Annotated in this window: 11 protein-coding genes; 3 read left to right on the top strand and 8 right to left on the bottom strand. The window is 43.1% G+C overall.

Features of this window, described 5'->3' with window-relative positions:
* Positions 1-63: 63 nt before the first annotated feature.
* On the bottom strand, positions 64-1,029 hold the full coding sequence (locus E5672_RS06590; protein ID WP_136781475.1) for a glutathione S-transferase family protein: 966 nt from the start codon (positions 1,027-1,029) through the stop codon (positions 64-66).
* Between the two features lie 215 nt (positions 1,030-1,244).
* Here E5672_RS06590 and tcdA point away from each other — a divergent pair, with 215 nt between their 5' ends.
* Complete coding sequence (gene tcdA, locus E5672_RS06585; RefSeq protein WP_136781474.1) at positions 1,245-2,021, top strand: tRNA cyclic N6-threonylcarbamoyladenosine(37) synthase TcdA; 777 nt, start codon at positions 1,245-1,247, stop codon at positions 2,019-2,021.
* A 111-nt stretch (positions 2,022-2,132) separates the two neighbouring features.
* Positions 2,133-2,546: a hypothetical protein gene (locus E5672_RS06580; RefSeq protein ID WP_136781473.1), complete on the top strand. Its 414-nt coding sequence runs from the start codon at positions 2,133-2,135 to the stop codon at positions 2,544-2,546.
* A gap of 89 nt (positions 2,547-2,635) precedes the next feature.
* On the opposite strand, the gene E5672_RS06575 is transcribed toward E5672_RS06580, so the two are convergent.
* Positions 2,636-3,106, bottom strand: coding sequence for a DUF2919 family protein (locus E5672_RS06575; RefSeq protein WP_136781472.1), 471 nt, complete (start codon positions 3,104-3,106; stop codon positions 2,636-2,638).
* A 306-nt stretch (positions 3,107-3,412) separates the two neighbouring features.
* Between E5672_RS06575 and rimO the strand changes: the two genes are divergently transcribed.
* Complete coding sequence (rimO, locus tag E5672_RS06570; RefSeq protein WP_136781471.1) at positions 3,413-4,867, top strand: 30S ribosomal protein S12 methylthiotransferase RimO; 1,455 nt, start codon at positions 3,413-3,415, stop codon at positions 4,865-4,867.
* A gap of 128 nt (positions 4,868-4,995) precedes the next feature.
* Here the strand turns inward: rimO and E5672_RS06565 are convergent, their stop codons facing one another.
* The 6 genes from E5672_RS06565 to E5672_RS06540 form a co-directional block, all read right to left on the bottom strand.
* Complete coding sequence (locus E5672_RS06565) at positions 4,996-5,655, bottom strand: SDR family oxidoreductase (RefSeq protein WP_136781470.1); 660 nt, start codon at positions 5,653-5,655, stop codon at positions 4,996-4,998.
* A gap of 132 nt (positions 5,656-5,787) precedes the next feature.
* Positions 5,788-6,537 (bottom strand): 3-deoxy-manno-octulosonate cytidylyltransferase, encoded by a 750-nt coding sequence (gene kdsB, locus E5672_RS06560; RefSeq protein ID WP_136781469.1) that lies wholly within the window; start codon positions 6,535-6,537, stop codon positions 5,788-5,790.
* Positions 6,538-6,578: 41 nt separating this feature from the next.
* The gene (locus tag E5672_RS06555; protein WP_014949430.1) at positions 6,579-6,773 is read right to left on the bottom strand and encodes a Trm112 family protein; all 195 of its coding nucleotides are present in this window, start codon (positions 6,771-6,773) and stop codon (positions 6,579-6,581) included.
* 5 nt (positions 6,774-6,778) lie between these two features.
* Complete coding sequence (gene lpxK, locus E5672_RS06550) at positions 6,779-7,810, bottom strand: tetraacyldisaccharide 4'-kinase (RefSeq protein ID WP_136781468.1); 1,032 nt, start codon at positions 7,808-7,810, stop codon at positions 6,779-6,781.
* Positions 7,807-9,555: a lipid A export permease/ATP-binding protein MsbA gene (gene msbA / locus E5672_RS06545; RefSeq protein ID WP_136781467.1), complete on the bottom strand. Its 1,749-nt coding sequence runs from the start codon at positions 9,553-9,555 to the stop codon at positions 7,807-7,809. Before msbA ends, lpxK begins: the two co-directional genes overlap by 4 nt.
* Before the next feature lie 171 nt (positions 9,556-9,726).
* The gene (locus tag E5672_RS06540; protein ID WP_136781466.1) at positions 9,727-12,387 is read right to left on the bottom strand and encodes a ComEC/Rec2 family competence protein; all 2,661 of its coding nucleotides are present in this window, start codon (positions 12,385-12,387) and stop codon (positions 9,727-9,729) included.
* Between the last annotated feature and the right edge of the window lie 203 nt (positions 12,388-12,590).

Genomic DNA, 12,590 nt, shown 5'->3' with positions numbered 1-12,590 from the left:
AGCCTTCTATATCTTTTTTAAACTTCACGTTTAACTTTCTGTATTACTGACCTTTTGGGTATTTTAACGTGCCATTTTATCGCGACCATGAGGCGACATAAGATCTTGCTCTGGTCCGACGGGGATCACCTGTGTTGGATTTATCATAGTGTGGCTGTAGTAATAGTGCCTTTTGATATGGTCGAAGTTCACCGTTTCAGCAACACCCGGCACTTGATAAAGTTCTTTCATATAGCCGTAAATATTTGGATAGTCTGCGATTTGCTTTTTATTGCATTTAAAATGCCCGTGATACACAGCGTCGAAGCGTATCAGCGTGGTAAATAACCGCCAGTCAGCTTCTGTTATTTCACTGCCAACTAAATAACGTTGTTTACTCAACCTTTCTTCAACCCTATCTAGCGCGCAGAATAATGCAGTTACAGCCTCTTCATAGGCCACTTGCGTTGTAGCAAATCCAGCTTTATACACACCGTTATTTATGTCGTGATATACCATATTGTTAATAGCATCGATTTCTTTGCGCAATCGTTCTGGGTAGTAGTCGTCATCGTTATTCGTTAGCGTATTAAAGCCACTGTTAAAAATACGAATAATTTCAGCTGATTCATTATTGACGATGGTTTCGGTTTGTTTATCCCAAAGGATTGGAACAGTGACACGAGTGGTTATTTCAGGTTCTGCCTTAGTATAAATTTGATGGGCATAATCAAAATTATAAAGCTTATCTCCCGTTGCTCCCGGGTAGTCTTTAAACTCCCAGCCTTGATTAAGCATTTCGGGGTGTACCACTGAAACATCGATGTGCGACTCAAGCCCTTTCAATTTTCTGAATATGAGCGCTCTATGGGCCCAAGGACAGGCCAACGACACATAAAGATGATAGCGGCCAGATTCTGCGGGAAACGTGGCGTTATCTTCATTACTAACTTTGTCACGAAATTTAGAGGCTTGGCGTTCAAATTTTCCACCATTTTTACTGGTGTCGTACCACTTGTCTTGCCATTTTCCATCAACGAGTAAGCCCATCTGCCTGCTCCTTTATTTAACTAATCAAATATTGAATGCATTTAAACATGTATTGGGTAGAACGTATGTCGCTTAAAATCGGATTTATTGTTCGAAAAAACTGGAGTGTATTGATCTTTAGTGTTCACTTTTGAGATGATGCGCGCCCTACTGGCGTGTTTAAACGTTTTTAGGAAAACACACATTTGTTAGTTTATTTTTAAGTGAATTGAAGCATGTCTGATGACCCTCGTTTAGGCGGTATCGTACGTTTGTACGGCGCACAACAAACCAATGATTTAGCCAATAGTCACGTAGCCGTTGTTGGCATTGGCGGTGTAGGAAGTTGGACTGCCGAAGCACTGGCGCGTTCAGGCATTGGCACTATTACTCTTATTGATTTAGACGATGTTTGTGTAACCAATACAAACCGTCAAATCCACGCACTTTCAAATACTATAGGTGAAGCCAAAGTCGAGGCCATTGCAGCCCGAATAGCCTTGATAAACCCTGCTTGCACAGTAAATTGTGTTGAAGATTTTGTCACTCCTGAGAATACGGCCACGCTTCTTACTAAAGATATGCACGCTGTAGTTGACGCCACTGATAGTATTCGGGCTAAAGCGGCGATGATTGCACACTGCAAACGCAATAAAATACCCATTGTTACTGTTGGCGGTGCGGGCGGTCAGATAGACCCTACACAAGTGACTAAAGGCGATTTAGCTAAAACAACGCAAGATCCACTTGCAGCAAAGTTACGCAGTGAACTCAGACGTAACTATCATTTCAGCAAGAACCCTAAACGTCGTTTTGGCGTTGAATGTATCTATTCAACAGAGCAACTGCGCTATCCACAACCAGACGGCTCGGTTTGCTACAATAAATCTGCGATGGAAGGTGGCACTCGACTCGACTGTGCTGGAGGCTTTGGAGCCGTGGTAACGGTAACCGCTACCTTCGGAATGTTCGCTGCTGCGAGTGTCATTAATAGATTAACTGGACAAAAATAGACTTTGGCCGATAACTTGCGCACAATAGTCAAAAACTTATAACACCTTGTCTTAACGGCTTTTTAAGCGTTACCTAGTTGTACCAAAAGTATCGGTGAGAAGGAGAACAAAATGTCACCCGACGAACTCAACAAATTAATGGCAGATTGCGCGAAGGACGCTGTGGTTACAGCAGCTGATGAGTTCAATATTGTACTCGACCACTCACCCGCTAGTGTAGAACTGGTGGACGACATTTTACTCAGCTTCGTTGATAAATATCACGATTTAGCGTTAGAAGATGAAGCGGTCTTCACTATCTGCAATATCTTTGGTGCTTACGTTGGGGAAATTTTAAAAGCACAACTTGATGGTGAATGGATTTACGATCAGTCAAATCCCAAAGCGCCTGCCGTTTTTCTTCAGGTTGGTGAAAATACTTATGCTTTAGCAGGCATTTGCTATGAGCGCCTGGTTAACGATAGTCAGATCAGTGTATTTGCCTATTATGAACAAGCCTTGGGAAACCACCTACGTAGTCATTAAGGTTCTTACAGAATTTGCACTTACTTGATGTCTGTTCAATCGAGTGCGTTGAATACTTTTCCCATACCCTTGTATGCGAAGAGTAAGGTTCATGGGTTGGGAGTCTCCCAATCCTGTACCATCCACTTTAAATGCCGACTTTTTGAAATTGCGTAAAAGGCAATACTGTAAAAAACGATTTTTACACCCGTAATAGTTTCAAACCCCCAGTGATGATGCATAGCGTAGTAGAACTGGACACTCAACAATGCCAACACCCCCAATTGAGCCAGTGGAATAACCCATCGGCGCCATGCTAAAAAGCCTTTTTTCCATAAGCGCTCTCGTTGACTAACCAACGATAACGCAATTAACACGGGTAAACTTGCCGCTAGCCCCAAGCCCAAAGCTTCTTTTTGAGGGTAAAAAAATGCAAGTAGTTCACTGGTTTGGGTGCGAGAAGCAAGAGAGAAAATGAACGCAAGCCAGTCAATGCATAGCAGTATACATACGCTGTAAAGCCAACGAGGAGGAAGAATTCGCCCTGACTCATCATAAAATGTTAGCGGTAATTTAAGCATGCATTCACTTCTATTTTATTAATCTGAACGTTAAAGCGCATTCATCTTTAATAATGTTAATTTTCAAGAAGTGATAAAGGTGGGGGTGAACAAGGTATTTTTAAACCTTATTTGTGCTGCTTTAACAATGAAACCCTTGTCCGTATAAACTTATTTTCTCATTTATTACCTAAACTTCGGCTGTATTGCGAGAATGCATCAATAATTTATATCTTTGTCGCAAATTATATATACTGCGTACTAGCGGGTTTTCCTGTATAATCCGCGGCCATTTTAAGCTCAGTCATTTTCCAGGTGATATTTTAGATGACAGTAGAAACGTTTAATCCAAACAAAGTAGTAAATAAAACCACCACGCTAGAAACGCCAGTGAAGGTATTAAGTGACAACAAACCTTCGCAACAAAGCAATGGCAGCAGAATTGGTTTTGTTAGCTTAGGTTGCCCTAAGAACTTGGTTGATTCTGAGCGTATTCTTACTCAACTTCGCACCGAGGGTTATGACGTCGTCCCCACGTATAACGATGCAGATTTAGTTATCGTTAACACCTGCGGGTTCATTGATGCGGCGGTAGAAGAATCGTTAGATACCATTGGCGAAGCACTTAAAGAAAACGGTAAAGTAATCGTTACCGGTTGTTTAGGTGTTAAAGAAGACGAAATTAGAGAGCTTCATCCAAATGTGTTGGCTATTACTGGACCACATGCTTACGAAACGGTAGTTGAGCAAGTACACGACCATCTTCCAAAACCCCAGCACAATCCGTTTGAAGACCTTATTCCTGATCACGGCGTAAAATTAACGCCTCGTCATTATGCTTATTTAAAGATTTCAGAAGGCTGTAACCACCGTTGCACGTTCTGCATCATTCCGTCTATGCGCGGCGACCTTGTCAGCCGCCCAGTGGGTAACGTACTCGATGAAGCTAAGCGTTTGAAAGACGCTGGTGTTAAAGAGCTATTAGTTATTTCACAAGACACTAGCGCCTATGGTGTTGACGTTAAACACAGAACAGGCTTTTGGAACGGCATGCCGGTTAAAGCACACATGCAACAACTGTGTGAAAAGCTGGGCGAAATGGGCATTTGGGTCCGATTACATTACGTGTACCCTTACCCGCATGTCGATGACCTAATTCCACTGATGAACGAAGGTAAGATCCTTCCTTACTTGGATATTCCGTTTCAACACGCCAACAAACGTATTCTTAAGTTAATGAAACGCCCTGGTAGTGCTGAACGTGTTCTTGAGCGTGTTAAAAAGTGGCGTGAACAGTGCCCTTCACTAGTCATTCGTTCGACATTCATTGTCGGCTTTCCGGGTGAAACGGAAGAAGAGTTTGAAGAGTTACTGGACTTCCTTCGCGAAGCGCAGCTTGATCGCGTTGGTGCTTTCGCCTATTCACCTGTTGAAGGCGCAAGAGCAAACGACCTTCCAGACCCAGTACCGGAAGAAGTAAAACAAGCTCGCCTTGCACGCTTCATGGAAGTACAAGGTGAAATCAGTGCCGCACGATTACAAGCGCGGATCGGAAACGAATATCAAGTTGTCATCGACAGTGTTGATGCGGAGGGTGCCGTAGGACGTACCTATGCAGACGCACCAGAAGTAGATGGTCTGGTTCATTTAAATGGTGTTTATGACGTAAAACCTGGCGATCGTGTATGGGCCGAAGTTATTCACGCTAACGAACACGACGTCTGGGCGGTACTCTCTGAGGACCAAGATGAAGAAGACGAAGGCGCTGACTCGACAGAATAACGTTACGCCAACGAATTGCCTAGATACACTGATTGACTGCACATCATTGGATTAAAAACCTATCGGCTAATTACTAGACGATAGGTTTTTCCCAATTAAATAGGCAATACTGAAATGCGGGCGTTGCCCTACCAAGGTAGCTCATCACCATTTGAATGAATAAAGCGACCTGCGTTCGTTACATTTAGCTCATCGATTCGCTGTGACAAACGTTCAGCACAGGTATCAGCATCAATATCTCCCGCTCCGTTGACCATTTCTGTTTGAACAAATCCGGGATGGAAAATACCAACTGCTATTCCCTTAGGCTTTAAATCATTTGCCATAGAAACACCTGCCGCGTTTAGTGCAGCTTTAGACATTCGGTAGCCATAATACCCGCCTGAACCATTGTCTGCCATAGAACCCATACGACTGGTGATCATGGCAATTTTACTGTCTTTAGCCATTGCAGGTAATAGAGTTTGAGTAACTAACAATGGCCCTAATGCATTAACTCGAAATTGATAATCGATAGTGTTTGGGTCCCAGTCGTCTATACTTTCACGTCCGAGTACTCCAGCATTATTAATGAGCAAATCGATGTTGACGTCCATTAAAGGTGCAAGCTTTTCAGCCAACATTTCTGGCTGTGATACATCAACACCTTTGATAATTGTCACACCTGCACTGTTAAGTTCGTCGCAACTGTTTCGGCAGGTGGCAAAAACTTTCGCGCCACGCGCTTTATATTGCTTGGTGAGCGCAAGGCCTATGCCTCTGTTGCCACCGGTAATAACTACGTTCATAACGGTTCCCTTGTTATTCTGTGTATGCGTTAGAAAGGTTTCACTAACCTTTTTCAAGAACTGGCTGATTTGATATGGCTTTTATGCTCATTTGCTTAAGAGCATTAGCCCTACCTCAGCGCTCATTTCTTGTTATTTTATAGTCTTTAAAAGACGTTCTAGATCTTCTGGAGTATCAATTCCAACTGGCGGTGGCGCTATCGCAACTTCACAGTGAATTTTATCGCCATACCATATAGCTCGAAGCTGCTCTAAAGACTCAATTTGTTCAAGTGAACTCGGTGTGTAGGCTACATATTGCTTAACATATTCAGCACGATAAGCATAAATACCAATGTGTCGTTTATACAACGGGGTATTTGCAGATTGGGGGTTAGCCATCATGTGATCGCGTTCAAATGGGATAGGAGAACGTGAAAAATAGATAGATTCACCTTTTTCGTTTACCAACACCTTAACGATATTAGGATTAAACACATCCTCAACACGCTCAATTGGTGTAGATAGTGTAGCCATCTGACACTGAGGCGCACGGGCAAGGTTATCTGCTACCTGCCTGATGTTTTCAGCAGGAATAAATGGTTCATCCCCCTGAACGTTCACCACAATAGTAGAACTCGCAATGCCTTCTTTTTCAATAACCTCGGCAATGCGCTCTGTGCCTGACTGATGGTTAACAGACGTCATGCATACTTGAGCAAAACCCAATACAACGTTTTGAATGCGCTCGTCGTCTGTGGCTACTATGACGTTTTCAGCACCGGCTTCTTTAGCACGTTCAACCACGTGTTGAATCATCGGCTTTCCGCCAATAAGCGCTAAAGGTTTACCAGGAAAGCGGCTTGAGCCGTATCGAGCGGGGATCACAACTGTAAATGACATAACTTTATTTCGCCCTATTTACCACTTAAATTTACGTATTATTACCGTGTTGCGTCTACATCATCTAATGACAATGCAGTCGCTTTGCTTTCAATAAGTACAGGGATGCCATCTTTAATATCAAAAGCCAATCTATCAAATCGACACACTAACTGGGTACTATCATCACTTAGAACTAGTTTTCCCTTACACACTGGGCAAGCCAAAACTTCTAAAAGCTTTTTATCAAAGGCCATTGTTATTATTCCTGTCCGTTTTGGTGGATCTTTAAACCTGCCTTGGCAAGTTTGACGTTTATTAAATTAAAAAAATCTGGCGCTAAATGAGCTGTAACGGGTAAAAACCAACAATCGTCATGAGCAAAAGATGCGGCTTTAACGGCGTCTTTTTCTGTCATTAACACTCTACCATTGGGAATATCTGACGGTGTTATCGCATGGTGATCTGTCAGCGGTGTCGCCGAAGCTAACTGAATACCCATTTCTTTAAGCTGAGAGAAAAAACGCTGAGGCGAACCTATACCAGCAAGTGCGCAGCAAGGCACTTTCTGTATCTCTTCAAGTGGACTGGTTTTAACTCTGTTTGCAACAGAGGTGAAGTCCCCTGCTACTAAAGTCATTAAATATTGAGGCGCTACTGCCTCACTAAAGGTTGGCATGGAACGGCTATTGTGTACTAGCGCATCAACGGTACCCAACCGCCATTGTCCCTCGCGAAGAGGTCCCATTGGTAGCAGATAACCACTGCCTACTTTTCTGTCGTCCATCACTACAATTTCAACGTCGCGATGAAGCGCGTAATGTTGAAGACCGTCATCACAAATAATTAAATCGCAGTGTAATTCATCACTTAAATATGCGGCGCCACGGGCGCGCACAGGGTCGATGACTACATCGCACTGGCTTCGAATGGCCAATAAACGAGGTTCGTCACCCACCTCAGACGCATTGTCTTCGCCTTTCACTAACCGCGGATATTCTGGTGATTTAGCGCCATAGCCACGACTTAAAATGCCGACCTTAATGCCCTGTTTCTGATAATAATCCGCTAAAGCCAATACAACCGGGGTTTTCCCGTTACCACCTACAGAAATGTTGCCAACAATAATAACGGGAGCCTTAGCTTTGAAGGCTGTCTTAAGCCCGACTTTAAAAAATAACCGGCGAATTGCTGATACAAAGTAAAACAGTAACGCAAGCGGTGAGAGCAACCACACTAAAGGGTGGCCGAAATACCATTTGTCGTGCTTAGTTTTACTTTGTGGCTGACTCACTTAGTCTCACCAAATTGCAAAGCGTGTAGTTGCGCATAATGACCACCTTTTTCAAGCAGTTCCTTGTGCTTACCTTTTTCAATAATGCGCCCCTGCTCCACCACCATAATACAATCTGCGTTTTCTATGGTAGACAAGCGGTGTGCAACAACAATGCTGGTGCATCGTTTTTGCAGCGTTTCTAATGCGTCTTGGATCAAACGCTCAGACTCTGTATCAAGGGCAGATGTCGCTTCGTCAAGAATAAGTATGGGCGCTTCGGCAAGTATTGCTCTTGCAATGGCAATACGCTGACGTTGACCACCAGAAAGCATTAAGCCGTTTTCACCAATAATCGTATCTAATCCTTCAGGCAAGTTTGATAAAAACTCTTCAACGTGCGCCATTTTTGCCGCATTCTCGATATCCTTGCGAGATACATTTTGGCGAGCACCGTAAGCAATATTGTTAGCTATAGTGTCATTAAAAAGCGTAACGTTTTGCGAGACCACGGCGAACTGCGCACGCAAGTCTTTAAGATCAATATCATTAAGCACAGTGTCATCTAATCGAATTTCACCCTGCTGAGGCACATAAAAACGAGTTAGTAACGACGAGATGGTCGATTTACCACTTCCTGAGCGCCCTACCAAAGCAATCGACTGCCCAGGATTGGCGGTAAAACTTACGTTAGATAAGGCAGGAGTTTGTTTACTTGGATACGAAAATGTAACGTCGTCAAACTCAATCTTCCCTGTCGCGCGCTCTACTTTAGTTTTCCCGCTGTCTTCTTCGTCAGCTTCATCAAGAATTTCAAAAATACTGGCACAAGCCGCCATACCTTTTTGGAATTGGTTATTAATGGTAGTGAGTTGTTTAAGGGGCTTAAGCAGCATCACCATGCAAAAAACCACGTTGATAAATACACCTGCAGTAAGCTTTTCAAGCATGCCTGGCGTACTGGCAATAAACAAAACAACAGCAAGGGCAATCGACGCAATCACCTGTATTGAAGACACACTCAAAATAGAAGTGACATTCAGTTTCATCGACTGCTGACGGTTGTGGTTGTTTTTCTGCTTAAAACGCTCTTGTTCTATTTCTTGACCACCAAACATGATCACAACTTTATGACCTTTCACCGCCTGTTCTACCGACGATGTCAAGTTGCCCATTGACTGTTGAATGTTTTTACTGACAACGCGAAAACGCTTACTGACGATAGAAACAATTACCGCCACAATAGGGCCAATCAAAAGAAATATGAGTGAAAGTTGCCATGAGTAATAAAACATGACACACAGTAAACCAATTACCAGAGCGCCTTCTCTCACCAATGTTAGCAGCGCTTTACCAGAGGCATTCGCCACTTGTTCTGTGTCGTAGGTGACTTTACTAATAAGCCCACCAACCGCATGATTATCGTGAAACGAAACCGGTAGATGAATGTATTTTTCAAACAATTGCTGGCGCATGCGCATTACTACCTGAGCACCTATCCAGCTTAGCGTGTAACTACCTAAAAAGTTGAACAGTCCGCGTAACAAAAATAGCGGAACAATGGCATAAGCGGCTAATCGTAGATAGTCATGATCGTTTTTACCCAGTGATTCATCAATCATTGGCTGAAGCTGGGAAAATACGAAGGTATCTACCGCGGAATAACCAATCATACCGATGATGGCAAAGACAAAAGGCACTTTGTACGCTTTAAGATACTGTAAAAAGCGCTTAATTTGATAATCCGAGTTGTCGGCTTGTTGCATGTAGTTTTTTTAACCTGTTTGAAACGTTAACAAAAACGCGTTGGAAGTATTGTACTCGTTCTCGCTCTAATTCACTAATATAGCGGCAAAATTGGTTAGTCCGCCAACTAACTGAGTAATGTGTGGCCACTTCTTATCTATTTAAAGGTGTTCGCCAATATCTTCGTTTCGTCACAAGCGTTTGTTTGCAGCATGTACCTTGACCCCTTCGTCGTTAAGGTGTCGTGGTGCAATGCTGGGTAAATACCAGCGTTTGTGTAACGCCTTTCGTTGACTCTCTATGTAAAAAGAACCTTTTTCGAAAGTTGCCTTAATATAGCCGTGATAGCTTGTTAAATATTGTGTTATCTGAAAACGCTGATAACGTTGAGCAACTACTGGTGCGGGGAACTGCCATCTATTCTCAAAACCTTGCGTGAAAATCACAGCTTTTGGCGCAACGTGTTCTATAAAAACATTGGTTGAAGACGTTTTGCTGCCGTGATGGGGCGCAATAAGGATATCAGCCGCTAACTTTGAAGCATTTAAGGATGTTTCAAGTGAAAACGCCGCTGAAGAATTCAACGTTGGAACTTTTTGCGGTGCGTAGCTCTCACTTGTTTCTTTCGTTATCAAAGCATATTCACTTGCCTTTTCAATATCACCAGGAATTAATACGCTGCCTGAATCGCTCGCTATTTTTACCACACATGACATAGCATTGTTGTCCTGGTCATTGCCTTTCAGCGGCCAAAGGAAATGAATGGTTAAATTCTGCCAACGTAGAAGTTTTCCTCGCTCACACCCTGCTGTTGGCGAGTAAAACGTTGCTTGTGTGGCTAAGGGGTGTTGTTTAATGGTTGCTGCGCCTCCGGCGTGATCGTTATCACTGTGCGTGTGGATCACTACATCTATGTTTGAAATATGCTGACTCTCTAAAAGGGGCAATAAGTGATTCGTTGCAGTGTGAGCAACGCCATTAAATTGGGCGCCAGAATCAATAACGATAGCCCTATTTCCCTTTGTCACGGCAATCGCACTGGCTTGCCCGGCGTCGAGTACATGCAACGCCCACATCGATTCATTTACAGGTAACCATTTTTGAATTGTGGCTAACAAGGGTACTAAAAGAAGCATTGTACAGACGCTTTTGTACCTCCATATTGGCAAAAGAAAAACTAAGAATGCGCCAACTAAACACAGTGCCGCACTACTACTTAGGTAAAAATTGAGGGTGCTTATTGAAAACTCACTAAGTACGTTTAAAAGCGACAACAAATAGCCTAGGCACGCATCACTGAAATGCAAAAGCATGCCCGAAACCTGTTGTACAAAGGCAAGCTTAACGAAATGAGTCAATAATAAAGAAACTAAACAGACAGGCAAAAGTAACGTTATTACCGGCAAAGCTATCAGGTTGGCAAATATCGCTGTAATACTGGCACTACCAAACCATACTAACGTTAGCGGCATCATTATCAGGGTAAGAGCAATCTGTAGCTTAAATAGCGACACATACCAAGGTGCGCGTTGAAGCTGCCAAACTCCAATTAAAAACCAAATACACACCACAGCCCCTACGCTTAAGTAAAAGCTTGCACTTAACATAGAAAGAGGAAACAGAATTAAACTCAGCGACACCATTGTCAGCCCAATATTTACTGGCCGCCATGCATTTCGTGATAAAGACAACACGCACCCCATAGCGACCAGAATGAACGCACGCACAACAGGTAATGCGCTTCCACTGAGCAGCGCATAACAGCAACAAGCTAAGATAAGGGTACACAATACCGTGGCTCTTATTGGCGCAGTAAATTTCACCTTTTTTCCTACGCGCGGCTCCCTTCTCTTTTTTGGGATTTTTAGATACCCGATAGGGCGTGAACCTACTATCCATAACTTCGCATTGCTAAATAGATTAGTAAAATGAGTAGACAAAAAAATGATGGGATTCGACATCAATAAACACACACCAGCAATAAGTGAAAGGTGCATACCCGATATACTAAATATGTGCCCTGTCCCAGTGCGTTGTAATAGCGTCCAGTCGTCCAACGTGAAACTTGTTTTATCTCCCAGCAGCAATGCTCGCCACCATTTTTCATGAATTAGATCTAGCTGCTGCAGTGTTGTAGCAAGTCCATAACGTACTGAGTGATTATGCTTTGTCTTATTGTGCTCTATCGACTTGATGTAGCCAGTTGCATGAATAAATTGGCTAACCAACTGCTGCTGGCGATTTGCACCAACAGGATTAGCCTTACCATATGCCGGTTTGAGCTTTACAAGTGCAGTGAACGTGTCGCCAGTGTGCAAACAGCTTAATTTCACCTTAGACGCAGAACCTGACTGAGGCTGCACACCTTCCGTTTCCTGTTCAGAATCTACGGTATTATTATTTACTGATCCTTGAGTATTTCGGCTATTTGCGAATTCATAATGCTGGTGAGTGAGGCGAGCTTTATAATTAAACGTACGAGTCAAAACACGCTTAAAAAAGGGAGGAAGTATCTCGTTGTTTAAAAATGTAGAAGTGCTAGTGCCGTTGACCGACTCAATGGCGACAATATATTTGTAAGCGGTATCTGACGTATTAGCTTTTGCCGAAACACATCCCCCCGACAACACTCGCCCTGAAATTGTGACATCTTGTTGAATTTTCCCCTGGGGCAGTTGCCAAGCGTAGTAAAAATGCCCTACACTCGCCACCCAAAGTACTCCGGTCAGTAACCCGCTTACAGTCCAACATAGCAATACTTCCGGCAGGACATTGTTTTCTTTGGCTTTAGTTATTGAAAACAACAAGATGATGGCCAAAGATTTCAACAGAATGGCAATCATTAACGCCATGCTGTTAGGACTGGGAAGTTTTTGCCAGAAAACCGCGCTTATTGCGCCAACGCAAAAACAGCTTAAGTAAATTGTGATACGATTGACCATGTTTTCACGTAGCAATTGGCAGTAGGTATTCGTGGCTGATGCAAATTCATGTTGCGCGACTCCGTATACGTGTATTTTTTCTGTCTTTTTTGATTTTATTTTCGAGATGCATT

Source organism: Alteromonas portus, assembly GCF_005117025.1.
Taxonomy (GTDB): Bacteria; Pseudomonadota; Gammaproteobacteria; order Enterobacterales; family Alteromonadaceae; genus Alteromonas; species Alteromonas portus.
This window is presented reverse-complemented; position numbering and strand designations above follow the sequence as displayed.